Source organism: Nonomuraea typhae, from assembly GCF_009760925.1.
In the GTDB taxonomy this organism is placed as follows: domain Bacteria; phylum Actinomycetota; class Actinomycetes; order Streptosporangiales; family Streptosporangiaceae; genus Nonomuraea; species Nonomuraea typhae.
Genome location: NZ_VRLV01000006.1, coordinates 340,843 through 366,236 on the forward strand (window position 1 = coordinate 340,843; position 25,394 = coordinate 366,236).

Consider the following 25,394-nt stretch of genomic DNA (forward strand, 5'->3'; position numbering starts at 1 on the left):
CCGGAAACGGGCGCCGTTGCGGGGGTGCGTGTGTCCGACGTGAGAAGCGATCCCCACGATCGGCGCTCGCGCACGTCGGCGGGTGGTGTCTGGTCGGCTCCGCCGTAAAGAATCAGCTCCCCCCAGCCCCGCGCGGAGGAGCCAGTAGGCTGGGGGAGGACCCCCGCGACCGACATGAGGCCGGGGGTAGTCGTGTTGCCCTTGGCGGTTGGTCGGGGGCGATCATTTGCGTGGGGCTGTGGATGAGTCTTTCCGGACTGCTTGACCTTGTTGCCGCCGATCCCAAGTTGACCGCCGCTCTCGAGGAGGGCGGGGATGTCGCGCTGGTCGCGCCCGCGGCCATGCGGCCGTTCGGCGTGGCCGCGCTGGCCGGGCACGAACGGCGTACGGTGCTGGCCGTCACCGCCACCGGGCGGGAGGCCGAGGATCTGGCCTCGGCGCTGACCAGCCTCATCGAGCCGAGCACGGTGGCGGTGTTCCCCGCCTGGGAGACGCTGCCGCACGAGCGGCTGTCTCCGCGCAGCGACACGGTGGGCCAGCGGCTGGCGGTGTTGCGGCGGCTGGCGCACCCGGTCGAGGGTGACCAGGCGGCGGGGCCGTTGAGTGTGATCGTGGCGCCGGTGCGGGCGTTGTTGCAGCCCGTCGTGCAGGGGCTGGGGGATCTGGAGCCGATCCGGCTGCGGGCGGGTGACGACGCCGACCTGGACGAGGTGGTGGAGCGGCTGGTCACCAACGGCTACCACCGGGTGGACATGGTGGAGCGGCGTGGCGAGGTCGCGGTCAGGGGCGGGCTGCTGGACGTGTTTCCGCCGACCGAGGAGCATCCGCTGCGGCTGGAGTTCTGGGGTGACACGGTCGAGGAGATCCGCTGGTTCAAGGTGGCCGACCAGCGGTCCCTGGAGGCGGCCGAGGACGGGTTGTTCGCGCCGCCGTGCCGTGAGCTGCTGCTGACGCCGGAGGTGCGGGAGCGGGCCAGGGCGCTGGCCGAGGAGCATCCTTCGCTGGCCGAGGTGCTCGATCAGCTTGCCGAGGGCTCGCCGGTCGAGGGCATGGAGGCGTTCGCGCCGGTGCTGGCCGGGGAGATGGATCTGCTGGTCGATCACCTGCCGAAGGGGTCGGCGGTGTTCGTGTGTGATCCGGAGCGGATCCGGGGGCGGGCCGAGGAGCTGGTGCGCACGTCGCAGGAGTTCCTGGAGGCGTCCTGGATCAACGCGGCGGCCGGCGGCGAGGCGCCGATCGATCTGGGGGCGGCGGCCTTCCGCACGCTGGAGGAGGTGCGGGAGCACGCCGACGCCCTGGGGCAGCCGTGGTGGACGCTGGCGCCGTTCGGCTCGGGGGTGGAGCTGGACGCGCAGGACTCCGAGGCGTACCGGGGCGACACGGCGCGGGCGCTGGCCGACATCAAGGGGTGGCTGGCCGAGGAGAAGGCCGTGGTGCTGCTCAGCGAGGGCATGGGCTCGGCCGAGCGCATGGTGGAGCTGCTCAAGGGCGTGGACGTTCCCGCCCGTCTGCAGAAATTCCTGGACAAGGCGCCGGAGCCCAAGGTCGTCCACGTCACCACCGGGCTGATCGAGCACGGGTTCATCACCGGCAACCTGGCCGTGCTGACCCACCTCGACCTGGTCGGCCAGAAGGCGTCCACCAAGGACATGCGCCGCCTGCCCAGCAGAAGGCGCAACATGGTCGACCCGCTCCAGCTCAAGGTCGGCGACCACGTCGTCCACGAGCAGCACGGCGTCGGCCGCTACATCGAGATGGTGCAGCGCACCGTCCAGGGCGCCACCCGCGAGTACCTGGTCATCGAGTACGCCAAGGGCGATCGCCTCTACGTGCCCACCGACCAGCTCGACGAGGTCACCCGCTACGTCGGCGGCGAGGCGCCCACGCTCAACCGGATGGGCGGCGCCGACTGGGCCAAGGCCAAGTCGAAGGCGAAGAAGGCGGTCAAGGAGATCGCCGGAGAGCTGATCCGCCTCTACAGCGCGCGGATGGCCAGCCCGGGGTATGCCTTCGCGGCCGACTCGCCGTGGCAGCGGGAGATGGAGGACGCCTTCCCCTATGCCGAGACCGGCGACCAGCTCGAGGCGATCGACGAGGTCAAGCGGGACATGGAGCGCGGCGTGCCCATGGACCGTCTCATCTGCGGCGACGTCGGCTACGGCAAGACCGAGATCGCGGTGCGGGCGGCGTTCAAGGCGGTGCAGGACGGCAAGCAGGTCGCGGTGCTGGTGCCGACGACGTTGCTGGTGCAGCAGCACATGTCCACGTTCACCGAGCGCTTCTCCAGCTTCCCCGTCACCCTGAAGCCGGTCTCCCGCTTCCAGAGCGACGGCGAGGTCAAGGGCACGCTGGAGGGGCTGCGTTCGGGCGCGGTGGACCTGGTCATCGGCACCCATCGCCTGCTCAGCCCGGAGGTGCGCTTCAAGGACCTCGGCCTGATCATCATCGACGAGGAGCAGCGCTTCGGCGTCGAGCACAAGGAGGCCATGAAGCACCTGCGCACGCAGGTGGACGTGCTGGCGATGTCGGCCACGCCGATCCCGCGCACGCTGGAGATGGGACTCACCGGCATCCGCGAGATGTCCACGATCCTCACGCCTCCGGAGGAGCGGCACCCGATCCTCACCTTCGTCGGCCCCTACGACGAGAAGCAGATCGCCGCCGCCGTCCGCCGCGAGCTCATGCGCGACGGCCAGATCTTCTTCGTGCACAACCGGGTGGCCTCGATCAACCGGGTCGCCGCCCGGCTGAAGGAGCTGGTGCCGGAGGCGCGCGTCGCGGTGGCCCACGGCCAGATGAACGAGCACCAGCTCGAGAAGATCATGGTGGGATTCTGGGAGCGCGAGTACGACGTGCTGGTCTCCACGACCATCGTCGAGTCCGGCCTGGACGTGCCCAACGCCAACACGCTGATCGTCGACCGGGCGGACAACTACGGCCTGTCCCAGCTCCACCAGTTGCGCGGGCGGGTCGGCCGGGGGCGCGAGCGCGGGTACGCCTACTTCCTCTACCCGCCGGAGAAGCCGCTCACCGAGACCGCGCACGAGCGCCTGGCCACGATCGCCCAGCACACCGAGATGGGCGCGGGCATGTATGTGGCGATGAAGGACCTGGAGATCCGCGGCGCCGGCAACGTGCTGGGCGCCGAGCAGTCCGGGTTCATCGCCGGCGTGGGCTTCGATCTGTATGTCCGGCTGATGGCGGAAGCCGTACAAGAGCAGAAGGCGAAGCTGTCGGGGCAGGAGGCCGTGCCCGAGCAGCAGGACGTCAAGGTCGAGCTGCCGATCAACGCGCACATCCCGCACGACTACGTCACCTCCGAGCGGCTGCGCCTGGAGGCGTACAAGCGGATCGCGGCTATCGCCGCCGACGTCACCATCGACGAGGTGCGCGACGAGCTGACCGACCGGTACGGCAAGCCGCCCATGGAGGTGGAGAACCTGCTGGAGGTGGCCAGGTTCCGGCTCAGGGCGCGGCAGGCGGGGCTGACCGACGTCACCCTGCAGGGGCAGAACATCAAGTTCGGCCCGGTCGTGCTGAAGGAGTCGCAGCAGGTCCGGCTCGATCGGCTGTACAAGAGCGCGATCTACAAGCAGGCGGCGGAGACGTTGCTGGTGCCGATGCCCAAGACCAAGCCGGTCGGCGGGCAGCCGCTTCGCGACCTCAACCTGCTCAAATGGTGCGAGGACCTGGTCGAGGCGATGTTCCTCGAGCCCGCACGGGTAAGCTAGCCGCGGTTTTTGTCGGAAGGGATGCACGTGAAGTCGATTCGAGTGGCCTTGGCCGCCGCCGCGGCAGGCGTCGCGCTGACCGCCTGCGCCAACCCGATCGAGGCGGGCGCCGCCGCGATCGTGGGGAATGAGCGCATTGCCGCGAAGGACCTCAACGCCGAGGTCAAGCAGTATGAGCAGGCGCTGACCGCGGCGCGTCTCGACGCCAGTGCGCTTCGGGTGCCGCTCAGCCAGTTCGTCCTGTATCGCATGACGAACGAGTCCGTCTACCGGCAGCTCGCGGCCAAGCACGGCGTGCAGGTGAACGAGTCGGAGATCGACGCCGCGCTGAAGGACCCGGGCCAGCAGCAGTCGCCCGAGATCAACCTGCTGGCCAAGGGCGTGCCGCCCGGCGACGCCCGTGACTACCTGCGGGGCGAGCTGTCCGTCAGGAAGATCGTCGACAAGCTCGGCGGCCCGCAGAACCAGCAGGCCCTGGACGCGCTCCGCAAGGACTTCGAGGCCGTCAAGGTCACCTACAGCCCCCGCTACGGCAAGGTCAACACCCAGCCGACGCAGGAGAACCCGTCGATGTTCCTCGACACGGGCCGCTTCGGCAAGCTCACCCCGACCCAGCAGCCGCAAGCGCAGCAGCCGCAGGGCTGAGCGATGCCGCTCATCGTCGTCACCACCTCGCCCAGGGTCGCGCCGGGCCTGCTCAGCCACCAGGCGTGGCAGGCGCTGCGCGCGGGCGAGGTGCTGACCGCCGCGGCCGATCACCCGCAACTGCCCTACCTGACGGAGGCGGGCGTCGTGGTGACCGTCGGCCCGCAGGACCCCGCTGTCCTGGTACGGCGGGCGGTCGAGGGCACGCTCGTCTGGCTGGCCGGTGACGACGAGAACTTCCTGCGCGCGGCCGGGCACGCGGCGCTGGCGCTGGAGGAGCCGCCGGTGATCGAGGTGGTGCCCGGCTCCTACGACCTGCCGGGCGCCCGGATGCTCGACCTGGTCGGCGTGATGGAGCGGCTGCGCGCCGAGTGCCCGTGGGATCGCAAGCAGACCCACGAGACGCTGGTGCCGTATCTGCTCGAAGAGGCGTACGAAGTCCTGGAGACGATCGAGGACGGCGACTATCCGGCGCTGCGCGAGGAACTCGGGGACCTGCTGCTGCAGGTGGTCTTCCACGCGAAGGTGGCCGAGTCGTTCGACATCGACGACGTGGCGGAGGGCATCGTCGAGAAGCTGGTCAGGCGCCATCCGCACGTGTTCGGCAGCGTGCGCGCCGAGACGGCCGACGAGGTGAACGACAACTGGGAGGCCATCAAGGCCGCCGAGCGGGCCGAGAAGGGCACCGGGTCGGTCCTGGACGGCGTGCCGATGGGCCAGCCGTCGTTGTCGCTGGCGGCGCAGCTGGTGCGCCGGGCGGAGCGGTCGGGGGCGCCGGAGGCTCTGTCGTACGCCGTGGGCCAGGGGGTGGCACGTGAGCTGTTCGACCTGGTCAAGAGGGCGCAGGAGGCGGGCCTGGACCCGGAGGCCGAGCTGCGCGCCGCGGCCCGCGACTACCGCGACCGCGTGCACGCCTGGGAGACGCGCGGCGCTTAAGCACGCTTGAGAGACGGACGGCGCTTAAGCACGCTTGAGAGACGGACGGCGCTTAAGCACGCTTGAGAGACGGACTGTGCTTAAGCACGCTTGGGAGACGCGCGGCGCCTAGCTGACGGGGCGCTGTCCGGATACGAACTGGATGAGCCCGGTGGTCCTGCGGGTCACGCCGGTCAGCCCGAGCCGGCCGAACGCCGACTCCACCTCGGCGTCACCGAACATCCGCACCCCGCTGACCTGCCCGAACACCTCGTTCAGCGGCCCGAGCAGCGGCGCGCGGCGGGTGGTCATGATGGCCAGGCGGCCGCCGGGCCGCAGCGTTCCCGCCATGGCGGCGAGCGCGTCGAAGGGCCGGTCGAACAGGTAGAGGGCGGCGAAGCAGGACACGGCGTCGAAGGATGCGGGGCGGAAGGGCAGCTCGACCGCGTCGGCCCGGACGAACCGCAGCCGGTCGCGGTAGACGTACCGGGCGGACTCGCTCGACGCCTTGGCCAGCATCGTGGGCGAGGCGTCCAGGCCGACGACCCGGCCGGTGTCGCCGACGTGGGCGGCCAGCGCCCTGGCCACGTTGCCGGGGCCGCAGGCGACGTCGAGCACCCGGGCGCCGGGGGCGAGGGCCAGCATGCCGCGCAGGAGCGTCATCTCCTGCGCCATGGTGGGGCCGAGCGGCCCTTTGGCCAGGCCGAGGAGCGCGGGCCGCCAGAGGCGTTCGTAGATCGCGGGCAGCGCGGCGGAGTGCATCAGGCGCTGGGCGAGAGTGCGGTCCATGGGACCCATTAGAGCAACTCGAGTGGCGGGATATATCGGGAGATGTAAGTATCGTTCGGGTTATACGGGGGGAGTTGCGCATGGTAGAGGTGCGCCGTCTGAGATCGGGGGAACCTCGCGAGGTCGCCGGATACCGGCTGCTCGGGGTCCTCGGCGACGGTGGCCAGGGCTCGGTGTACCTGGGGGAGGACGCCGACGGGGGCCAGGTCGCGGTCAAGGTGCTGCACGCCCGCCTGGTCACCGACCGCCGCGCCGTACGCAGGTTCCTGGCCGAGGCGCAGACCGCCGAGAAGGTCGCGGGACACGGTACGGCCCGCGTCATGGAAGCCGGGGTGCTGGACGACCGGCCCTACCTGGTCAGCGAGTTCGTGGACGGTCCCTCGCTGCAGCAGTACGTGGCCGACAACGGCCCGTTGCGCGGCGGGGACCTGCTCGCCCTGGCCGTGGCCACCGCCACGTCGCTGGCCGCCATCCACGAGGCCGAGATCGTGCACCGCGACTTCAAGCCGAACAACGTGCTCATGGGCCCCGACGGCCCGCGGGTCATCGACTTCGGCGTGGCGCGCACCCCCGATTCCGCCACGACCGCCACCAGTTCGGTCGTGGGCACGCCCGGCTATATGGCCCCTGAGCAGATCTCCGGCGAGAGCGTCACCCCGGCCTCGGACATGTTCGCCTGGGCCTCGACCATGGCCTACGCGGCCACGGGCGTCTCGTTGTTCGGCGGCGACTCCATCCCGGCCGTCATGCACCGCATCCTCAACGCCAACCCGGACCTGACCGGCGTCGAGGAGCCGCTGCGCTCGGTGCTGACCGCCTGCCTGGCCAAGGTCCCCGCCCACCGGCCGGGCGCGGCCGAGGTGCTCAAGTCGCTGGCCAAGCGGACCCAGGAGACCAGGCCCGCGGCGCGCCGGGTCAAGCGGCGCAGGCGGCGGCTGGCCGTCGCGGGCGTGGCCGTACTCATCCTCGGCGGCGGCGCGATCGGGCTGCTCACGCGCGGGAACGCCGGCCAGGGCGGGAACATGGCCGGGCCCGCCGAGATGAACGCCGGCAACGGCCCGGTGACCTTCGGCAACGACAGCGACACGATCTCCAAGCTCGCGATCGGCTCCACCGGCGAGGTGGGCGGCGTCGTCGCCGTGGCCAACGAGACCAAGGGCCGCATCCAGCTCTGGCTCCCGGACATGGCGGATCTCCTGGACCAGGTGCCCATCGGCACCAAGAAGGTCACGTCGCTGGCGTTCACCAAGGTCGGCAACCAGGCGGTGATCGTGTGGGCCGGGGCCGACGGCGTGGTGCGCACGTGGATGCCGGCCAAAGGCAAGCAGGTGGTGGCCACCACGGGCTGCAAGGGACACGCCACGGTGTCCGTGGTGCCGGTCAAGCAGCGGCCCGCCGCCTACGTCATGTGCGCGGAAGGATCCATGCGGGTCTGGGACCTGGCCACCAAGGAGAACTACGGCGGCGTGCGCCGCATGCCCGAGGTCACGGACGTGACGTGGGCGGGCGCCGGCACGGACGTGTTCGCGGTCCTGAGCAAGGGCGTCGTGCAGCAGATCGACCCCTGGGACGGCGGCGCGAAGCCGGCGACGACGGTGCCGGCCACCCAGGCTTCCGGCGTCGAGGCGGCGGACGGGCTGGTCGCCGTGCGCGTCAACGGAGTCGGCGTGCGGATGTACGAACAGAAGACGAACCGCCTGCGCTGCACCGTGAAGGTCCCTTCCAAGTCCGCCCTCGCCGACGACTTCGCCCTGACCAAGAACGCCCTGGTCACCGGCATGAACGGGGTGACGGTGTGGAACCCCCGCACCTGCAAGCGCCTCTACGCCATGGAAGACATCACCGACGGGCCGGTCACGGCGCTGGCCGTCGGGCAGATGAACGGCGTGCGATCGCTCGTGGTCGCCAAACCAAAGGAAGAACTCGCGGTCTGGGAGCTGCGGGGGCCGTAGCCGTACTGACTGGTAGACCTCGATAGGCTCGGGGAGCAAACTGCCCTTCGACACTCAAGGAGCTTTGACGTGGCTACCATCGAGGTCGTCTACGCCCGCGAGATCCTCGACTCTCGTGGTAACCCGACCGTTGAGGTCGAGGTGGTGCTCGACGACGGCAGCACCGGTCGCGCGGCCGTGCCCAGCGGCGCCTCCACCGGCCAGTTCGAGGCCGTCGAGCTGCGTGACGGCGACAAGCGGCGCTACCTCGGCAAGGGTGTCGAGAAGGCGGTGCTCGCGGTCACCGACGAGATCTTCGACGAGCTTCACGGGGTCGAGGCCGAGGACCAGCGCATCATCGACCAGATCATGATCGACCTGGACGGCACCCCCAACAAGGCCAAGCTCGGCGCCAACGCCATCCTGGGCGTCTCGCTGGCCGTGGCCAAGGCCGCCGCAGACAGCGCCGACCTGCCGCTGTTCCGCTACGTGGGCGGCCCCAACGCGCACGTGCTGCCGGTGCCGATGATGAACATCCTCAACGGCGGCGCCCACGCCGACACCAACGTGGACATCCAGGAGTTCATGATCGCGCCGATCGGCGCCGAGAGCTTCAAGGAAGCCGTCCGCATGGGCACCGAGGTCTACCACGCGCTCAAGAGCGTGCTGAAGGAGAAGGGCTACGCCACCGGCCTCGGCGACGAGGGCGGTTTCGCCCCCAACCTGCCCTCCAACCGCGACGCGCTCGACCTGATCCTCGTCGCCATCGAGAAGGCCGGCTACATCCCCGGCCAGGACATCGCGCTCGCCCTCGACGTGGCCGCCTCCGAATTCCACAAGGACGGCGTCTACACCATCGACGGCAAGGGCCTGTCGGCCGCCGAGCTGATCGCCTTCTACGAGGACCTGGTCGCCAACTACCCGCTGGTCTCCATCGAGGACCCGCTGGACGAAGAGGACTGGGCGGGCTGGAAGGCCATCACCGCCGCCCTCGGCGACAAGGTGCAGCTCGTCGGCGACGACCTGTTCGTGACCAACCCCGAGCGCCTGGAGCGCGGCATCGCCGACGGCGCCGCCAACGCGCTGCTGGTCAAGGTCAACCAGATCGGCACCCTGTCGGAGACCCTCGACGCCGTCGACCTGGCCCACCGCAACGGCTACAAGTGCATGATGAGCCACCGCTCCGGCGAGACCGAGGACACCACCATCGCCGACCTGGCGGTGGCGGCCAACTGCGGCCAGATCAAGACCGGCGCCCCGGCCCGCTCCGACCGCGTGGCCAAGTACAACCAGCTGCTGCGCATCGAGGAGATCCTCGACGACGCCGCCCGCTACGCGGGTCGCGCGGCATTCCCGCGCTTCCGGCGCTAGTTTCGGTACGGCCGGCGTCCACGCGGGCGCCGGCCGTACGAACGCCTGACCCCCGAGCGCAGGCGAGAACCAGCACGGAAGGGGAAGCTTTGGCCAAGAGACCGCAGTTGACCGGACGGGCCGCCATCCTCGCGGTGGTGGTGTGCGCGATCGCGATGAGCCTGGCCTACCCGGTGCGCGAGTACATCTCCAACCGGCGGCACATCGCCGAGCTGGAGGCGCAGAAGTCCAGGGTCGAGGCCGAGCGGCAGGCGCTGGCCGAGGAGGCCAGGCGCATCAGCGACCCCAACTGGACCAAGCGCACGGTCAAGGAGCGCCTGCACTACTGCGGCCAGGGCGAGAAGTGCTACGTGATCGCCAGGCCGCCCGGGCAGAGCACGCAGAAGGTGGCGGCGCAGCAACAGGCCGATCCGGCACCCTGGTATCAGAAGTTGTGGGAGACCATCGAGGCCGCCGACAACGGCACCGGCCAGAAGGCTCCCACGGGGGAGAAGAGTGGAAAATAGCGACATCGAGGCGATCGCCCGGCAACTGGGCCGCCCGCCGCGGGGGCTGCGCGCGGTGGCGCACCGCTGTCCGTGCGGCAATCCCGACGTGGTGGAGACCGCCCCCAGGCTGCCCGACGGCACGCCGTTCCCCACGCTGTACTACCTGACCTGCCCGAAGGCGACCTCCGCCATCGGCACGCTCGAAGGCTCCGGCCTGATGCGTGAGATGCAGGCCAGGCTCGCCGAGGACCCCGAGCTGGCCGCCGGATACCAGGCCGCCCACGACGACTACGTCGCCCGCCGCGACAAGGCGGCCGAGGAGCAGGGCCTGGAGCCGCTGCCGCGCGACATGCAGAGCACCGGCGGCATGCCGTTGCGGGTCAAGTGCCTGCACGCGCTGGTCGCGCACGAGCTGGCGGTGCCGGGAGGCAACCCGTTCGGGCGCGAGGCGCTCGACGAGCTGGGCGAGTGGTGGAAGGACGGCCCCTGCGTATGAGCACGCGCGTGGCCGCGATCGACTGCGGCACCAACTCGGTCCGCCTGCTGATCGCCGACCTCGCCGGTGACACGCTCACCGACGTCGAGCGCCTGATGGAGATCGTACGGCTGGGCCAGGACGTCGACCGGACGGGCAGGCTGGCGCCCGAGGCGCTGGAGCGGACGTTCGCCGCCATGCGCCGCTACCAGGAGCTGATCGAGCGGCACGGAGCCGGCGCGACCCGCGTGGTGGCCACCAGCGCGACGAGGGACGCGGCCAACCGGCAGGACTTCGTCGACGGGGTGCGCGAGATCTTCGGCGTGGTGCCGGAGGTGGTCTCCGGCGCGGAGGAGGCCGAGCTCTCCTTCACCGGCGCGACCGGTGACCTGGCCCGGCTCTCCCTGGACGCGCCGTATCTGGTGCTGGATCCCGGCGGCGGCTCGACGGAGTTCGTGGTGGGCGACGAGCACGTCGAGGGGGCGATCTCGGTCGACATCGGCTCGGTGCGGTTGTTCGAGCGGCATCTGAAGCACGCGGGCGACCCGCCGCCGGCCGCCGCGGTCGAATCCGTGGTCGCCGATATCGAGGCGGCGCTCGACCTGGTGGCCCAATCCGTGCCGGTCCAGAAAGCGAACACTTTGGTCGGGCTGGCCGGTTCGGTGACGACCGTCGCGAGCATCGCGCTCGACCTGCCGTTTTATGATTCCCTTATCATTCATCATTCCCGGATTTCCGCCGCTGACGTTCACGAAGTGACGCGGAAGCTGCTTTCGATGACGCACAGTGATCGTCTTGCGATTCCCTCGATGCACCCCGGCAGGGCCGACGTCATCGGGGCCGGCGCGCTGATACTGGACCGTGTCCTGCGCCGCTTCGCCTTTTCCCAGGTCATCGTGAGTGAGCGCGACATCCTCGACGGAATTGCGTGGTCGCTGGCCCGATAAGGTGCCGGAATCGATACAGTGTCGGGCTTGATTCGTATTGTGAGTGCAATCTGTTCTGTGCTTAAGTGAGGAAGCTTTACGGGGGCTTTGCCATATTGTCGTGCACAGATGGTGGCGGCGTGGCGACCGTTCCCGAGCGCATCTAGTTCCTCACGGAATGGAGCACTCTCACATGAAGTCAACTGTGTTGGCGCGGAGGGTGGCGGCGTTCGGCGCCTCCACCGCCGTGCTGGCCGCCATGGTGTCGGGTCTCATGGCCACCCCGGCATCGGCGGCCACGGCCTCGGCGGGTAAGGCCACGACGGCCGCCGCCAAGGTCACGTTCTCCAAGAAGCCCAAGGTGTCGGTCTCGACGCCGCAGGCCAACCCCCGGTACTACAACGGGGCGTGTCCGGTCCAGGTCGACGTCACCTCCAGGATCAAGGTCAACTCGCCGAAGGCGACGAAGGTCTCCTACCGGTGGCTGCACGGCGACGGTTCCAAGAGCGGGATCAAGTCCGTCACCGTCGGCAAGGGCACGAAGTACGTCAACGTCAAGACCTCCATTGACTTCGACGGGGATGTCCAGGGCTGGGAGCGTGTCCAGGTCCTGAGCCCGCGGAAGGTGACCTCGAGCAAGGGTTACTTCGAGGTCAACTGCCACAAGGGCCCTGTCCGCACCGACAAGGACCCGAAGGTCTGGGCGCGCGCTTGGGCGAGCCCCGACTCCTACGTCGGGCCCTGCACGCCGGGCGACAAGATCGACTTCGTCGGCCTGATCAAGGTCAGCGACCCGGCCTGGGTGCGTTACCGCTGGGTCGTCAACGGTGAGGTCGTCGACTACGGCAGCGTCAAGGTCTGGGACTCCCGCCGGGTGTACTACGGCATCTCGCCGCGTTCCAGCCACCGTGGCTCGGCCGTGCTCGAGATTCTCGGCCCGGACAGCACGAGCTCCAACCGCGCCTACTACAAGGTGTGGTGCAAGGACGAGGCCCCCTCCTCGAGGGTCTCGGTCGCCGGCGTGGAGCCGCCCGTGACCAACCAGGCATCCTGTGAGGTCAGCGCGAGCGGCGTCATCAGGTCCACCGGGCGTGCCAGGGTCGAGTACTCCTGGCAGCTCAACGGAACGACGGTGGCCGGCGGCACCGCCTACTTCGGTTACCACGGCGGTTCCGAGTCCGTCTCGATGCCGAGCAAGGCGCTGGTGGGCGAGGCCCGCAAGGGTGGTCACGTGACGCTGTCGGTCTCCGGGCCGAACAACAGCGACTCCTTGACCCGGTCGTACGCCGGCTGCGAGAAGCCGGCTCCGGCTCCCGACAAGGACGACGAGCCCAGCACTCCGATCGTGCGTTAGCCGGACCTGGTAGCTGAGACCGGGCGGTGCCCTCACCGGCGCCGCCCGGTTTTCTTGTTGCCGCTATTACGCAATGCGCAGTAGTGTGCTTCGCGTGGATAGTAGCCAGCTCCTCAAGGGCGTGCTCGACCTCGCCGTCCTCGCCGTCCTCCACCAGCGCGACGGGTACGGCTACGACGTCGTGCGCCGGCTGCGCGAGGCCGGGCTCGACGACGTGGGCGACGCCTCCGTGTACGGCACGCTGCGCCGCCTGTTCAAGGCCGGCGCCCTCAACTCCTACGTGGTGGCCTCGGACGAGGGCCCGCATCGCAAGTACTACGGGCTGAACGACATCGGCCGCGTCATGTACGCCCAGCAGGCCAGAACCTGGACCACCTTCTCCACCACGATGGCGAACCTGATCAAGGAGGGGACCGCTCGATGACCCCGGACCAGTACGCGCAGGCCGTACGTGAGGCACTGGCCGACCACCCCGACCGCGAGGAGCTCCTGGAGGACCTGGACGACCACCTCGCGGAGATCGCGGCCGAGTCGGACCGGCCGCTGGAGGAGCGGCTGGGGCCGCCCGCCGGCTACGCCGAGGAGATCGCGGCCGCCTACGGGGGCCGGCCGCAGAGCTCCCGCCCGCGCCGCCGGCGGCTCGCCGTCGCGCTCACCTGGCTGCGCGCCCAGGCCCCCTACCGCGCGGTGGCCGACTTCCTGCCGGAGCTGCGGCCCGGGTGGTGGGTGCTGCGCGGCTACGTGGCGGCCATGCTCGTGTCCTCGTTCCTCGGCTACAGCCGGGTGGTGCCCGCGAACCCCGTCGACGTCCTGCTGGTCATCGGGGCGATCCTGGGCTCGGTCTGGTACGGCAGGCGCGCCGCCGGCCAGGCCCTGCGCTGGGTGACCGGCGCGGCCAACGCCCTGATCGTCGTGGCCATCCTCAGCGCCATGACGGGCGCGGCGGGAGGGAGCGGCTATGCCGACGAGCCCATGGCCTACGCTCCGGCGCCGGTGACCATGGCCTCCGTCGGCTCGCTGGGCGAGAGGGTCTACAACATCAAGCCCTACGCCAAGGACGGCACCCCGCTGACCGACGTGCTCCTCTACGACCAGGACGGCAAGCCCATCGTCACCGAGCCGGAGCGGTGGGGCTACGAGGTGGACCGCGGCTGCGGGGAGCCGGTGCTCAACCGATACCCGCTGCCTCTGGTGGACACGGACTCGAGGAGGAGGCCGGACGAGAACGGCAACCCGATCGCCCCGGCGCCGACCGCGGCCCCCTGCCCGTCCCCGGTCACGGCCATGCCCACGCCTTCGGAAAGCAAGTCCGCTCCTTCGGAAAGCAGGCCCGCGGACCCCACCCCGAAGCCGACCAAGAGCCGCTGACTCGGGCACCATCGAGGTCATGAGCTTCGTCCTGCCCGGCACCGGCTGGCCCGGCGACCCCGCCGCCCCTGACACGCCGGTCGCCCACGATCCCGCGGACGTGCGCCGTCTCGCGGCCACCAGCAGCACCCTCACGGAGCTCGCCGCCAGGCAGTCGGTCTGCCGCGCGTGCCCCCGCCTGGTGGCCTGGCGAGAAGAGATCGCCGACGTGCGGCGGCGCGCGTTCGCGACCGAGACCTACTGGGGACGGCCGATCGCCGGGTGGGGATCGGCCGAGCCGCGCGTCCTGCTGGTCGGGCTGGCCCCGGCGGCGCACGGCGGCAACCGCACGGGCCGCATCTTCACCGGGGACCGCAGCGGTGACTGGCTGTTCGCCTCCCTGTATCGGGTGGGCCTCGCCGTACAGGAGACCAGCACGCACGCGGGCGACGGCCAGGAGCTCGTCGGGGCGCGGATGATGGCGGCGGTGCGCTGTGCCCCGCCGGAGAACAAGCCGGCGACGGAGGAGCGGGACGCCTGCTTCCCGTGGCTGGCCGCGGAGATGGGGATGTGCGCGCCGAGCGTGCGGGTGGTGGTGGCGCTCGGCGGGTTCGCCTGGCAGGCCATGTGGCCGGCGTTGAAGGCGGCCGGGTACGCGCTGCCGTCGCGCAGGCCGGCGTTCGGGCATGGCGTGGAGGTGAAAGTCTCATATCGCGAGACGCCGGTGACCCTGCTCGGCACTTATCACCCCAGCCAGCAGAACACTTTCACCGGCCGGGTCACCGCGGAAATGCTGGACGACGTGTTCGCCAGGGCCGTCGAACTGTCAGTGTGACGTGTGCCATGGCCAGGGGATTGGCTTTTTCAGGAGGCACCGGCGTAAGCTTGTGAATGCTTTCACAAGCATTCCACGAGGGATGGTGCCTCAAGATGAACAAGCACATCTTGATTGTCGGCGGCGGCTACGTCGGTCTTTACACAGCGCTTCGGCTGCAGCGCAAGCTCCGCAGGGAGCTGCGCGATGGCGGCGTGCGCATCACCATCGTCGACCCCAACTCCTACATGACCTACCAGCCGTTCCTTCCGGAGGCCGCCGCGGGCAACCTCTCGCCCCGGCACATGGTCGCACCGCTGCGCCGGGTGCTGCCCAAGGTCCGCATCCTCAACGGCATGGTGACCGAGGTCAACCACAACGAGCGCACCGTCACCTTCGACCCGCTGGAGGGCCCGGCGCGCGAGATCGCCTACGACATCCTCGTCATGGCGGCCGGTTCGATCTCCCGCACGCTGCCGATCCCCGGCCTGACCGACATCGGCATCGGCTTCAAGACCGTGGGCGAGGCCATCGCCCTGCGCAACCGCGTCCTGCACCTGCTGGACGTCGCCGAGTCGACCGAGGACCCCGAGGTACGGCGCCGCGCGCTGACCTTCGTCGTGGTCGGCGCCGGGTTCGCCGGCGTCGAGGCGCTGGCCGAGCTGGAGGACATGGCCAAGCACTCGACCCGCTACTACCGCAACATCAAGCCCGCGGACCTCCGCTGGGTGCTCGTCGAGGCCAGCGACCGGATCCTGCCCGAGGTCGGCCCCGAGATGGGCAAATGGACGCTGGAGCAGCTGCGCGAGCGCGGCATCGACGTGAAGCTGGAGACCCGCCTGGAGTCCTGCGTGGGCGGCCACGTGGTGCTGTCGGACGGCACCACGTTCGAGGCGGAGACCCTCGTCTGGACGGCCGGCGTCAAGCCCAGCCCGGTCGCCGCGGGGGGCGGCCTCCCGCTCGACGAGCGCGGCCGGATCAAGACCACCACGCTGCTCACGGTCGACGGCGTCAAGGACGCCTTCGCCGCGGGCGACGCGGCGGGCGTGCCCGACGTGACCAGCCCCGGCGAATACTGCGCGCCCAACGCCCAGCACGCCGTACGGCAGGCCAAGGTGCTGGCCGACAACATCATGCGCAGCATGCGCGGGCAGAAGCTCGTCGAATACCGGCACAAGTATGTCGGATCGGTCGCCGGGCTCGGCCTGCACCGGGGCGTGGCCAACGTCTACGGGGTCAAGCTTCGCGGATTCCCTGCATGGTTCATGCACCGCACCTACCATCTGTCCAGGGTGCCCACGCTGAACCGCAAGGTCCGCGTCGTCGTCGACTGGACTCTGGCGCTCTTCTTCAGGCGAGAGACGATCTCCCTGGGCGAGATGGAGCACCCGCGGGACGGGTTCAGGGCCGCCGTGGCGACCATGCGCCGCGTGGCGTGATCGAGAAGGGAATCCTGGGTTGGGGCTCTCCGCGGTGACGGTGCTCGGAGTCGACCGGCCAGGCGTGATCGCCGCGGTGACGGGATCGCTCGCCGAGTGCGGCGCCAACATCCAGGATTCCACGATGACGCTCCTCGGCGGGCACGTGGCGATGATGCTGCTGGTCTCCGGCGACCTCGACGCCGAGGAGCTGCGTCGGCACCTGTCGGCGCCCGAGCTGGTGGTGACGGTCTCGGCGGTCGAGGCCAGGCGCGACTTCGGCTGCCCGGGCACCGGCCTGGGCTACGTCCTGACCGTTCACGGCCCCGACCGTCCCGGCATCATCTCGGCCATCAGCGCCGTGCTGGCCTCGGTGGGCGGCAACATCACCGGCATGAGCACCCGCCTCACCGGCCGCCTCTACGTGCTCATCGCCGACGTCGACCTGCCCGCCGAGGTGGACGTGGCGGGCCTGATGCGCCGCCTGGCCGCCGTGGGCGCGGGACTCGACTCCGAGATCACCTTCCGCCCGATGGAACCGGACCTCCTGTGACTACCGACCACACCGAGCCCCTGTCGCTCCCGGAGTGCACCTTTTCGGGTGGTACGGCGCGGCCGATCCGGCGGGCCCCCGACCCCGTGCTGTCCCGGCAGGCGGAGCGGGTCGAGGCGGACACCCCCGAGGCGGTCTCGGCCGCCGCCGACCTCGTGGCCACCCTGCGCGAGCGGGAGACGGGCGCGGGCCTGGCCGCCCCGCAGATCGGCCTGCCGTACCGGATGATCGCCTTCGACGCCCGCAGCCACCCGCGCATCCGCTCGGCCGCGGGCGAGGTCGTGCTGGTCAACCCGCGGCTCGTGGAGGCTTCCCGCTGGGAGCACGGCCGCGAGGGCTGTGCCTCGATCGCCGGTCTGACCGCGGACATCCCGCGCGCGACCCGCATCGTCGTCGAGGGCGCGCTGCCCGGTTCGGGGGAGTCTGTCACCATCGAGGCCGACGCCTTCGAAGCCCGCTGTATTCAGCACCAACTGGACCATCTGGACGGTCTGCTCTTCCTAGACAGAGTGCCAGGAGTCCTATCACTTCACCGCAGACATCACAGTTGTGACGCCTGATACAAAGTTGTGCTCCTCGGAGGCATGGTCCCTTTCGTATGATTGCGGCGCCCCCGTAGCCCAATGGCAGAGGCAAACCCCTTAAAAGGGTTGTAGTGCGGGTTCGAATCCCGCCGGGGGCACCGTCCATTTCCAGCCTCTGACCTGCAAAGACACGTAGGGTGAATTCTCTGTGTAATTACAACTCCCATTTACGTAAGCACCGCCCCGCCCGAGCCGGGCGGACCGGGTCCGGCGCGGGTCCCGCGCGGGCCGCCGGGCGCGTCGCTCTGGCCCCGGGAACTCTGGACCGGCTTCACTCGTTAGTGGAGTCTCGAATGCACATAGATCCGAGCGGGAGTTGACCTCTACGACGCTCGGTCCCCTAGGCTGGCCGCACTGGTCGCAGCGTGGAGGCAGCGATGGAAAGCAAGAACCCCGTCTTCAGCAGGTCCCGCAATACCCAAGGGCAGGGCTGGGCAGGGCCGGCACCCACGCCGGATCACCTGCAGAACATGTACGACGCGCCGTCGTACGCTCCGCCGGCCAGGCCCGCCACGCGGACGATGACCCTTGACGACGTCGTCATCCGAGGTTTCATCACCCTGGGTGTGCTCGTCGCGGCGGCAGGCGCCGCCTGGGTCCTCAAGGTGCCGCTCGGCGTGGCGGTCGGCTCGGCGATCGTGGCGCTGGTCCTCGGACTGATCGCCTCGTTCAAGCAGAGCACGAACCCGGCGCTCATCCTCGGCTACGCGATCTTCGAGGGCGTCTTCCTCGGCGCGCTCAGTAGCTTCTTCGAGGCGCGCTACCCGGGCATCGTGCTCAACGCGGTGGTCGGCACCATGATGGCCTTCCTCGGCGTCCTGGCCGTCTACACACTGCGGATCGTCCGCGTCACGCCGAAGCTGGTCAAGTTCGTCATCGCCGCGGCGATCGGCGCGCTCGGCCTGATGCTGGTCAACTGGATCGCCTCCTTCTTCGTGGGCGGCGGCCTCGGCCTGCGCACCGACAGCCCGATCGGCATCATCTTCAGCGCCGCGATGATCCTGCTCGGCTGCTTCTTCCTGCTGCTCGACTTCGACTCCATCGAGCAGGGCGTCAAGCAGGGCGCTCCGGAGAAGTTCGCCTGGCAGTGCGTCTTCGGCCTCACGCTGAGCCTCGTGTGGATCTACCTCGAGGTGCTCCGCTTCGTCAGCTACTTCTCCGGAGACGACTGATCGTTTAAGGGAAGGTGAACGGAAGGAGGCCCCGCCGACCGGCGGGGCCTTCTCTGTGTGCGACCACAAAGTCACAAAACGCTTCCGATTTGGGGGTTGCACTTCCCGACCTGGTGTTGCAGTGTCATTCAAAGGACCCGAATCCGTGGAGGTGCCCATGTCCTTGAACCACTCACCGGAGACGCAGACAAAGCTCATCGCCAGGGTCCCGACGATCACGGGACGCGAACTCCCAGAGTGGTTCCAAGCCATTGACAACGGCCCGGCTTTCCTCAGGTGCGACGAGCGGGCCAACTGGCTTGCCGACGAGCACGGGCTGACCCACGGCTACGCCGCCGCAATCGTGTTCGAGCACGAGCGGCACCGCCGTAACCGCATGGGCTTCATCTAGAAAGCCCGAACCCCAACCTTCGCGCCCGTGCCACCTCGGTACGGGCGCGCGATCATGTCTGTATGGACACAGCCAAGGCACTCGACTTCCTCCGTGAGCACCACCACGCCGTCCTGCTGACCCGCCACCGTGACGGCCGGCCGCAGATGTCCCCGGTGACGGTCGGCGTGGACACGGACGGCCACGCGGTCATCAGCACCCGCGAGACCGCTGCCAAGACCCGCAACATGCGCCGCGACCCCAGCGTCGCGCTCTGCGTGTTCACCGACGGCTTCTACGGCGACTGGATCCAGATCGAAGGTCAGGCCGAGATCATCTCCCTGCCCGACGCGATGGAGCACCTGGTCACGTACTACCGCGACATCTCCGGCGAACACCCCGACTGGGACGACTACCGCGCCGCCATGATCCGCGACCAGCGCGTCATCGTCCGCGTAGCCCTCACCCGCGCGGGCCCCGACCTCCACGGCTAGCCCCCGACGGCGCGCCCGGCGGGGCTTGTGCGGCGTCCGGAGGGCAGGCGAGGGTCCGGGGATGGCGTACGGCGGGCCGCAATCGGCCCTTCTGGGGATTGCCGGCCCGTTCCCGGACCTGGACCAGCCATCGGCCAGAGGCGCCCGCACAGCGCCTTCCGGGACCCTGGATACGCGGGCCGGCCGGCCCGCGTATCCCTGTCAGCAGTGCTGAGAGGTGGTCAGGACAGGCGCTCCAGGAGCATGGCCATGCCCTGGCCGCCGCCCACGCACATGGTTTCGAGGCCGATGGACCTGTCGTGGTGCTGCAGGCTGTTGATCAGGGTGGAGGTGATGCGGGCGCCGGTCATGCCGAACGGGTGGCCGACCGCGATCGCGCCGCCGTTGACGTTGAGGCGGTCGAGGTCGATGCCCAGGTCCTGGTACGACGGGATGACCTGGGCGGCGAACGCCTCGTTGATCTCGACCAGGTCCACGTCCTCGATGGCCATCCCGGCGCGCGACAACGCCATCTTCGAGGCATCGACCGGGCCGAGGCCCATGATCTCGGGGGACAGGCCGGTGACGCCGGTGGAGACGATGCGGGCCAGAGGGGTGATGCCGAGTTCGGCGGCCTTGGTGTCGCTCATGACGATCACGGCGGCGGCGCCGTCGTTCAGCGGGCAGCAGTTGCCGGCCGTGACTGTGCCGTCGGGGCGGAAGACGGGCTTCAGCCCTGCGACCGCCTCGTAGGTGGTGCCGGCTCGGGGGCCGTCGTCCTTGCTGACCACGGTGCCGTCGGGGAGGGTGACGGGGGTGATGTCCTTCTGCCAGAAGCCGTCGGCCAGCGCCTTCTCGGCGAGGTTCTGGGAGCGGACGCCGAACTCGTCCTGCTCGCGGCGGCTGATGCCCTTGAGCTGGGCCAGGTTCTCGGCGGTCTGGCCCATGGCGATGTAGATGTCGGGGATGGCGCCGTTCTCGCGGGGGTCGGCCCAGGTCTGGCCGCCGGCGGCGAACGCGCCCGTCCTGGCGCGGGCGTCGTCGAAGATCGGGTTCTCGAGCTCGGGCTTCTTCTCGGCGCTGTCCTGCGGCCACGGCGTGGCGTCGGAGTTGCCCTTGACGAAGCGCGAGACGGTCTCCACGCCGGCCGAGACGAACACGTCGCCCTCCCCGGCCTTGATCGCGTGGAAGGCCATGCGGGTGGTCTGGAGCGAGGAGGAGCAGTAGCGGGTGATGGTGGTGCCGGGCACGGTGTCGAGGCCGAGCATGACCGAGACCACGCGGGCCATGTTGAAGCCCTGTTCGCCGCCGGGCAGGCCGCAGCCCAGCATGATGTCGTCGATCGTGGCCGGGTCGAGCTGCGGCACCTTGGCCAGAGCCGCCTTGATCATCTGCACGGTCAGGTCGTCGGGACGGATGTCCTTGAGCGACCCCTTGAAGGCACGGCCGATCGGCGAGCGTGCGGTCGCGACGATGACAGCCTCAGGCATGGGTGCCCCTCCTCGGTTGGGATTCCCTAGAACTATATTTCAGTGGCTCCGCCGGCGAACGCGAGGGATGCCCGGACCACCTCCCAGACCGAGATGCCGCCGGCGCCGGTCAGCAGAAGATCGTCGCGGCGATGCCGAACAGGTCCTCCGTCGTGCCCTGACGGGTGCCCGGGTTCACCGACAGGGTCATCCTGGTGCCGTCCTCCGTGGCGAAGGTGAAGGTCAGGTAGCCGATGAGCTCGCCGCTGTGCCCCCAGACGGACTTGCCGCAGGGCAGCGGGTACTGCTGCAGGCCCAGGCCGTACCGGAAGCCCGCCTGGGTCTCCTGCGTGGTCCGCATCGCGGCCAGCGAGCGGGCGCTGGTCAGTTTGCCGCCCAGCAGGGCGCCGGCGAAGCGGTTGAGGTCGCTCCCTGTCGAGATCATCTCGCCCGCGGCGCCGTCCAGTGACGGGTTCATCCGCGTCGCGTCCACCAGCTTGCCGCCGACCGGCTCGTAGCCGCGCGCGTGCGGGTACGGCAGGCCGGGCCGGTCACCGGGCACGCTGGTCCCGGTCAGCTTCAGCGGGCGCAGGAGGCGCCGCTCCACTTCCTTCCCGTACGGCCGGCCCGTCACCTTCTCGATCAGCCGCCCGGCTACGACGTAGTTGGTGTTCGAGTACGCCCACGCCTTGCCGGGTTCGGTGGATTTGGCCGGGTCGGCGAAGGCCACCTTGAGGAGTTCGGCCGGGTCGTAGTGGCGGAAGCGGTCCTTGCCGCGCCAGCGGTTGGTGGAGTACCCGGGCTCGTGCATGTAGTCGTAGAGCCCGCTGGTGTGGTCGAGGATCCGGCGGACCGTGATCTTCGCTCCGCCGGGCACCTCGCCGGGCAGGTATCGGGCGATCGGCTCGTCGAGCTTGACCTTGCCCTCGTCCACGAGCTGCATGACCACGGTGGCGGCGAAGGTCTTGGTGATGCTGCCGATCCGGAAGTGGCCGGCCGGGTCCGCCGGCTTCTTGGTGCGCAGATCCGCCACCCCGGCCGCGGCCGACCAGCCTCCGGCCCGGGAGTCCACCCGGATCAGCGCGGCCGTGGCCTTGTCGTCGCGGACCAGGGTGTCGAGCATCGCCTGGACCTTCGACTCGGCCGCCGGAGTGGCGGGAGTGGGTGTCATCACAAGGGCCGCGATCAAGAGGTTCGTCATCATGGGTGAAGACGCTAGGGGCCGGGGCGCGGCCGTCCCATGAGGGCGGCCACCCGATCATCCTGTGGTTTTCCGCAGGTCCTCCACCGCCTCCTGGTAGGCCGCACCGGCCCGCCGGAAGTAGTCGAAGAGCACGCCGCGCTGCTCCGGGGTGTAGCCGGACAGGATCTCGCCGATCTTCTCCCTGGCGGGTGCGAGGACCTCGTCGAGCTGGGCCGGTCTGCCGATCGGTTCGACGAGGACCTTGCGCCGGTCGTCGGGCGCCGGCGCCCTGCGGACGTAGCCGGCGTGCTCCAGGCGGTCGATGAGGCGGGTGGTGGGCCCGGTGGTCAGGCCGGTGCGGGCGCCCAGTTCGCCGGGGGTCATCGGGCCGGTCAGCTCCAGCAGGTTCAGCGCGTAGAGGTCGCTTGCGCCCAGGCCGCAGGCCCGTGCGCCGGCGTGCCCGTGGGCCATGACCGCGCTGAGGTAGCGACGGTAGGCGCGGCCGGCGTCGGCAGGTGTTGACACGGATTCCTCCACTCTCTAATCTCTTCCTTAGAGAAGAAAAATCTTCAAAGAAGAAACTTCTTAAAGGAAGATGATACAGAGAGGAAGACGCTCATGACCACCGACCTCACCGCCATCCAGGACGTCATCGCCCGCAGCCAGGAGGCGTGGAACCGCGGCGACGGCGCAGCCTACGGCGCCTGCTTCACCGCCGACGCCACCGACGTCACCTTCGTCGGCACCCTCTACCAGGGCGGCGGCGAAGTGGGCCGGGCCCACCAGGCTCTGTTCGACAGCTTCCTCAAGGGCACCAAACTGACCGTGGAGATCGTCGGGATCCGCCGCTACGGCGCCGACGCCGCCGTGGTCGTCACCCGCGGCGATGTCGCCAAGGGCACGCCCAAGAAGCTCAGCAAGCTGGCCACCTACACCGTCGTGCGCGAGGCCGACGGCCAGTGGCGCATCGCCGCCGTCCAGAAGACGCAGCGCAAGCCGCTGATGGAGGCCGTCTCCTTCCTGTTCAAGCCCGCCAGCAAGCCGGCGAAGTGAGCGCCAGACCCTACGCTCAGCCGTACATGCCCGGCGCGCTGGGGGTGCCGTCGTTGATCGCATGCACGGCGCCCTTCTCGTCGCGCCACAGCCGCCAGCCGTCCTGGCTGCCGGTGAACCACGGGGGCGGCGCCGCCCCCGGCCGGGCGGTGCGTTTGCCGGTCGCCAGGTCGTATTCGCACACGGCGGCCACCGAGTAGAAGCCCTGGGCCTGGCCCCGCAGCGCGAGGGGCTTGGGGTCGGTCACGCAGAAGCTCCAGCCGGTTTCGTCCTCGACCGGCAGGGATTCGCCGGAGGCGAGGTCGTAGGCCGTGCCCTTGGTGTTGTGCTTGAGGAAGCCGAGTTTGTCCATGCGGTCGGGGAAGGCCAGCCACCAGCCGGAGCCGGGCACCTGGGCGGTGGTGATCTGGCCGACGACCCGGCCACTGCCGGCGTCGAGGCGGGCGAAGCCGCCGTAGGCGCCCTGCAGGTCGACGGGCCGCACGACCGGGGCGTAACCGGGGTTGCCGCTCGGATACACGCGCACCACGGAAGGACGCATCCAGTTGATGCCGCCGTCGCTGATGCGCATGGAGAACAGGCCGAAGGTGGAGACCTGCTTCGTGCGCGGGTCGGTGTAGGGGGCGACGTAGCCGGTGAGGTTGTCGCCGGTGGCGCCGAAGGCCCAGCCGCCCGACAGGTCGATGCCGGGGCCGAGCGCCTGCTCCAGCGGCTGCTGCCACAACAACTTGCCGGTCTTGAGCTCGTAGGACTCGATCATGGGGTTGGCGGCCAGGCGCAGCAGCAGGACGCGGGTGGGGTCGGACCACTCGACCTCGGCGATGCCCGGCAGCTTCCACAGGGTCTTGCCGGAGGCCGGGTCGAGGACGACGACCCGGGCCCCGCTCAGGGCGGTGTGCTCGGACAGGCAGACGTACGGCCCGCAGCGCTGGGGGCCGAAGGTCGAGTGGACGGGCCTGATCCACTTCTGCTGGCCGGTGCGGCCGTCGCGGGCGACCAGGGTGGCGTTCCAGCGGTCCTTCTTCTGCGAGTCGAGGGCGACGACGACGGGGTTGCCGCCGGCTCCCTGGACGATGGCGGGGGCGGAGACGCCCATGCCGGGCAGGCGGCCGGCCATCGTGGCCGGGTACTGCCACAACTTCTTGCCGGTCTTCTGGTCGAGGGCGACGGTCTCGAGGCTGCCGTCGGTCTTCATGGAGGTGGTCGTGACGACGCCTCCGGCGGAGGCCATGCGGCTGACCGCGTTGACCTCGGTGTTCTGCCACGTGGGGAATTCGGCGGTGGCCGCGTCGCTGCCGGAGCAGCCGGCGACGGCGAGCACCGCGAGGGCGAGGGCCGGTATCGCGAGAGGTCGGAGCACGGGCTATCCACTCCAGTGGGGACGGGGAGTGACGGCATCGGCTCGGAGGGTGATCGGGGTCAGGCGTCGTCGAGCAGCGCGCCCAGCCGCCGGCGGAACAACGTCACCCACTTTCCGTAGGGGCCGGTCGCCCGCCCGGCGACCCGGGTCGCGGTGACCTCGGTCCCGGGTTCCTCCGCGGCCGTGGCCGCCGCTAGGTAAATCGGTTGCAGCCCATCGCCACGAGCGGGTCGAGGCTCGGGCCACAGCGCCAACGCAGCGCATACAGAAGGTAGCACCGCGTAAGCGGCCTGGGCGTAACCTCGGTCAGATGGATGGAAACGATCCGGTCCGAACATTTCGTCAGGGTTTGTAGAGAATTCCGGTCCCAGGATGTCGGCGAACGCCACCGTCCTGCCGCCCGCCTCCACCACCGCCACGGTCTGCGCCGCGGCGAGCTGGCGGCTCCAGCGCCGCATCACCCAGCGCAGCGGCTGCGCGAGCGGCTGGACCGTGCCAAGATCCGGGCAGGTCCCGACCACCACCTCCGCCCCCGCCTCACGCAACCGCCGCACCGCCTTCTGCAGATGCCGTACGGCTACCGCCGGCGGCGTCTGCGTGGTCACGTCGTTGGCCCCGATGAAGATGACGGCTATCTCGGGCCGCACCCGCAGCGCCCGGTCCACCTGTTCACCCAGATGGGCCGACGGGGCGCCGGACCGGCCGAAGACGTCCAGCCGCACCGGCCGCTCGGCCACCTCGGCCAGCCCGCCGGCCAGCAGGACGCCCGGCGTCTTGGCCGGGTCGCGCACGCCGAGCCCCACCGAGGTGGAGTCGCCGAGCATGACCATCCTGATCGGCTCGCCGGAAAAGTCGCCATAGGTCCCGTCCGCAGATGGGCCGTCCATGCCGTGCGGGCGCCCGATCACCTTGCGCGCCACCAGACTCTCGGCTATCAAAAGGCCGTAGGCCGTTGCTCCCAGGGCCGTCAGGC

Annotated in this window: 25 protein-coding genes and 1 tRNA gene; 20 read left to right on the top strand and 6 right to left on the bottom strand. The window is 69.9% G+C overall.

The features are described 5' to 3' along the window. The first annotated feature begins 242 nt into the window (after nt 1–242). The 3 genes from mfd to FVE25_RS24420 are packed head-to-tail and all read left to right on the top strand — an operon-like array spanning nt 243 to nt 5,312. The gene (gene mfd, locus FVE25_RS24410; protein WP_157249357.1) at nt 243–3,731 is read left to right on the top strand and encodes a transcription-repair coupling factor; all 3,489 of its coding nucleotides are present in this window, start codon (nt 243–245) and stop codon (nt 3,729–3,731) included. A gap of 27 nt (nt 3,732–3,758) precedes the next feature. Next, nucleotides 3,759–4,376: a SurA N-terminal domain-containing protein gene (locus tag FVE25_RS24415; RefSeq protein WP_157249358.1), complete on the top strand. Its 618-nt coding sequence runs from the start codon at nt 3,759–3,761 to the stop codon at nt 4,374–4,376. Nucleotides 4,377–4,379: 3 nt separating this feature from the next. Then, nucleotides 4,380–5,312, top strand: coding sequence for a nucleoside triphosphate pyrophosphohydrolase (locus FVE25_RS24420; RefSeq protein ID WP_157249359.1), 933 nt, complete (start codon nt 4,380–4,382; stop codon nt 5,310–5,312). A 108-nt stretch (nt 5,313–5,420) separates the two neighbouring features. Here FVE25_RS24420 and FVE25_RS24425 read toward each other — a convergent pair whose 3' ends face one another. Next, on the bottom strand, nt 5,421–6,080 hold the full coding sequence (locus FVE25_RS24425) for a class I SAM-dependent methyltransferase (protein ID WP_246267361.1): 660 nt from the start codon (nt 6,078–6,080) through the stop codon (nt 5,421–5,423). An 80-nt stretch (nt 6,081–6,160) separates the two neighbouring features. Here FVE25_RS24425 and FVE25_RS24430 point away from each other — a divergent pair, with 80 nt between their 5' ends. The 16 genes from FVE25_RS24430 to FVE25_RS24505 all read left to right on the top strand — a co-directional run bounded on the left by FVE25_RS24430 (nt 6,161) and on the right by FVE25_RS24505 (nt 19,377). After that, the gene (locus FVE25_RS24430) at nt 6,161–8,032 is read left to right on the top strand and encodes a WD40 repeat domain-containing serine/threonine protein kinase (protein WP_157249361.1); all 1,872 of its coding nucleotides are present in this window, start codon (nt 6,161–6,163) and stop codon (nt 8,030–8,032) included. A gap of 69 nt (nt 8,033–8,101) precedes the next feature. Further along, nucleotides 8,102–9,382 carry a phosphopyruvate hydratase gene (gene eno, locus FVE25_RS24435; RefSeq protein ID WP_157249362.1) on the top strand — a complete coding sequence of 427 codons (1,281 nt, stop codon included), beginning with the start codon at nt 8,102–8,104 and terminating at the stop codon, nt 9,380–9,382. 89 nt (nt 9,383–9,471) lie between these two features. Then, a complete protein-coding gene (locus FVE25_RS24440) occupies nt 9,472–9,888 on the top strand; it encodes a septum formation initiator family protein (RefSeq protein WP_157249363.1) in 417 nt (138 codons plus the stop codon). After that, nucleotides 9,878–10,366, top strand: a complete 489-nt coding sequence (locus FVE25_RS24445) for a DUF501 domain-containing protein (RefSeq protein ID WP_157249364.1) — start codon at nt 9,878–9,880, stop codon at nt 10,364–10,366. Before FVE25_RS24440 ends, FVE25_RS24445 begins: the two co-directional genes overlap by 11 nt. Then, nucleotides 10,363–11,292, top strand: coding sequence for a Ppx/GppA phosphatase family protein (locus FVE25_RS24450; RefSeq protein WP_181019698.1), 930 nt, complete (start codon nt 10,363–10,365; stop codon nt 11,290–11,292). Before FVE25_RS24445 ends, FVE25_RS24450 begins: the two co-directional genes overlap by 4 nt. A gap of 172 nt (nt 11,293–11,464) precedes the next feature. Continuing rightward, a complete protein-coding gene (locus FVE25_RS24455) occupies nt 11,465–12,625 on the top strand; it encodes a hypothetical protein (RefSeq protein WP_157249366.1) in 1,161 nt (386 codons plus the stop codon). A 94-nt stretch (nt 12,626–12,719) separates the two neighbouring features. Next, on the top strand, nt 12,720–13,049 hold the full coding sequence (locus FVE25_RS24460; RefSeq protein WP_157249367.1) for a PadR family transcriptional regulator: 330 nt from the start codon (nt 12,720–12,722) through the stop codon (nt 13,047–13,049). Next, nucleotides 13,046–13,993, top strand: coding sequence for a serine/threonine-protein kinase (locus tag FVE25_RS24465; RefSeq protein WP_157249368.1), 948 nt, complete (start codon nt 13,046–13,048; stop codon nt 13,991–13,993). Before FVE25_RS24460 ends, FVE25_RS24465 begins: the two co-directional genes overlap by 4 nt. A 19-nt stretch (nt 13,994–14,012) precedes the next feature. Then, a complete protein-coding gene (locus tag FVE25_RS24470) occupies nt 14,013–14,807 on the top strand; it encodes a uracil-DNA glycosylase (protein WP_157249369.1) in 795 nt (264 codons plus the stop codon). Between the two features lie 95 nt (nt 14,808–14,902). Next, entirely contained in the window at nt 14,903–16,225 is a 1,323-nt protein-coding gene (locus FVE25_RS24475; RefSeq protein ID WP_157249370.1) for an NAD(P)/FAD-dependent oxidoreductase, read from the top strand. Nucleotides 16,226–16,259: 34 nt separating this feature from the next. Further along, nucleotides 16,260–16,757, top strand: coding sequence for a glycine cleavage system transcriptional repressor (locus FVE25_RS24480; RefSeq protein WP_246267362.1), 498 nt, complete (start codon nt 16,260–16,262; stop codon nt 16,755–16,757). Beyond that, nucleotides 16,754–17,317 carry a peptide deformylase gene (locus tag FVE25_RS24485; RefSeq protein WP_157249372.1) on the top strand — a complete coding sequence of 188 codons (564 nt, stop codon included), beginning with the start codon at nt 16,754–16,756 and terminating at the stop codon, nt 17,315–17,317. Before FVE25_RS24480 ends, FVE25_RS24485 begins: the two co-directional genes overlap by 4 nt. A gap of 49 nt (nt 17,318–17,366) precedes the next feature. Next, nucleotides 17,367–17,439: transfer RNA gene (locus FVE25_RS24490), tRNA-Leu, on the top strand. A 279-nt stretch (nt 17,440–17,718) separates the two neighbouring features. Then, nucleotides 17,719–18,513, top strand: coding sequence for a Bax inhibitor-1/YccA family protein (locus FVE25_RS24495; protein ID WP_157249373.1), 795 nt, complete (start codon nt 17,719–17,721; stop codon nt 18,511–18,513). Nucleotides 18,514–18,670: 157 nt separating this feature from the next. Further along, nucleotides 18,671–18,904: a DUF4287 domain-containing protein gene (locus FVE25_RS24500; RefSeq protein WP_157249374.1), complete on the top strand. Its 234-nt coding sequence runs from the start codon at nt 18,671–18,673 to the stop codon at nt 18,902–18,904. Between the two features lie 62 nt (nt 18,905–18,966). Further along, nucleotides 18,967–19,377 carry a PPOX class F420-dependent oxidoreductase gene (locus tag FVE25_RS24505; RefSeq protein WP_157249375.1) on the top strand — a complete coding sequence of 137 codons (411 nt, stop codon included), beginning with the start codon at nt 18,967–18,969 and terminating at the stop codon, nt 19,375–19,377. A gap of 221 nt (nt 19,378–19,598) precedes the next feature. On the opposite strand, the gene FVE25_RS24510 is transcribed toward FVE25_RS24505, so the two are convergent. From FVE25_RS24510 to FVE25_RS24520, 3 genes are all read right to left on the bottom strand, one after another. Further along, entirely contained in the window at nt 19,599–20,846 is a 1,248-nt protein-coding gene (locus FVE25_RS24510) for an acetyl-CoA C-acetyltransferase (protein WP_157249376.1), read from the bottom strand. Between the two features lie 109 nt (nt 20,847–20,955). Continuing rightward, nucleotides 20,956–22,029 carry a serine hydrolase domain-containing protein gene (locus FVE25_RS24515; protein WP_157249377.1) on the bottom strand — a complete coding sequence of 358 codons (1,074 nt, stop codon included), beginning with the start codon at nt 22,027–22,029 and terminating at the stop codon, nt 20,956–20,958. Between the two features lie 54 nt (nt 22,030–22,083). Then, nucleotides 22,084–22,533, bottom strand: a complete 450-nt coding sequence (locus FVE25_RS24520) for a MarR family winged helix-turn-helix transcriptional regulator (RefSeq protein ID WP_246267363.1) — start codon at nt 22,531–22,533, stop codon at nt 22,084–22,086. Nucleotides 22,534–22,626: 93 nt separating this feature from the next. On the opposite strand from FVE25_RS24520, the gene FVE25_RS24525 reads away from it, so the two are divergent. Continuing rightward, nucleotides 22,627–23,061, top strand: coding sequence for an SgcJ/EcaC family oxidoreductase (locus tag FVE25_RS24525; RefSeq protein ID WP_157249378.1), 435 nt, complete (start codon nt 22,627–22,629; stop codon nt 23,059–23,061). 16 nt (nt 23,062–23,077) lie between these two features. Here FVE25_RS24525 and FVE25_RS24530 read toward each other — a convergent pair whose 3' ends face one another. Both FVE25_RS24530 and FVE25_RS24535 read right to left on the bottom strand, forming a co-directional pair. Beyond that, nucleotides 23,078–24,421: an outer membrane protein assembly factor BamB family protein gene (locus FVE25_RS24530; RefSeq protein WP_157249379.1), complete on the bottom strand. Its 1,344-nt coding sequence runs from the start codon at nt 24,419–24,421 to the stop codon at nt 23,078–23,080. 59 nt (nt 24,422–24,480) lie between these two features. Further along, nucleotides 24,481–25,341 (bottom strand): SGNH/GDSL hydrolase family protein, encoded by an 861-nt coding sequence (locus FVE25_RS24535; RefSeq protein WP_343046157.1) that lies wholly within the window; start codon nt 25,339–25,341, stop codon nt 24,481–24,483. Between the last annotated feature and the right edge of the window lie 53 nt (nt 25,342–25,394).

Coding starts and splice junctions, on each gene's coding strand:
- mfd (WP_157249357.1), top strand. CDS start 243: ATGAGTCTTTCCGGACTGCTTGACCTTGTTGCCGCCGATCCCAAGTTG.
- FVE25_RS24420 (WP_157249359.1), top strand. CDS start 4,380: ATGCCGCTCATCGTCGTCACCACCTCGCCCAGGGTCGCGCCGGGCCTG.
- FVE25_RS24425 (WP_246267361.1), bottom strand. CDS start 6,080: ATGGACCGCACTCTCGCCCAGCGCCTGATGCACTCCGCCGCGCTGCCC.
- FVE25_RS24430 (WP_157249361.1), top strand. CDS start 6,161: ATGGTAGAGGTGCGCCGTCTGAGATCGGGGGAACCTCGCGAGGTCGCC.
- FVE25_RS24450 (WP_181019698.1), top strand. CDS start 10,363: ATGAGCACGCGCGTGGCCGCGATCGACTGCGGCACCAACTCGGTCCGC.
- FVE25_RS24455 (WP_157249366.1), top strand. CDS start 11,465: ATGAAGTCAACTGTGTTGGCGCGGAGGGTGGCGGCGTTCGGCGCCTCC.
- FVE25_RS24465 (WP_157249368.1), top strand. CDS start 13,046: ATGACCCCGGACCAGTACGCGCAGGCCGTACGTGAGGCACTGGCCGAC.
- FVE25_RS24470 (WP_157249369.1), top strand. CDS start 14,013: ATGAGCTTCGTCCTGCCCGGCACCGGCTGGCCCGGCGACCCCGCCGCC.
- FVE25_RS24475 (WP_157249370.1), top strand. CDS start 14,903: ATGAACAAGCACATCTTGATTGTCGGCGGCGGCTACGTCGGTCTTTAC.
- FVE25_RS24495 (WP_157249373.1), top strand. CDS start 17,719: ATGGAAAGCAAGAACCCCGTCTTCAGCAGGTCCCGCAATACCCAAGGG.
- FVE25_RS24500 (WP_157249374.1), top strand. CDS start 18,671: ATGTCCTTGAACCACTCACCGGAGACGCAGACAAAGCTCATCGCCAGG.
- FVE25_RS24505 (WP_157249375.1), top strand. CDS start 18,967: ATGGACACAGCCAAGGCACTCGACTTCCTCCGTGAGCACCACCACGCC.
- FVE25_RS24510 (WP_157249376.1), bottom strand. CDS start 20,846: ATGCCTGAGGCTGTCATCGTCGCGACCGCACGCTCGCCGATCGGCCGT.
- FVE25_RS24515 (WP_157249377.1), bottom strand. CDS start 22,029: ATGATGACGAACCTCTTGATCGCGGCCCTTGTGATGACACCCACTCCC.
- FVE25_RS24525 (WP_157249378.1), top strand. CDS start 22,627: ATGACCACCGACCTCACCGCCATCCAGGACGTCATCGCCCGCAGCCAG.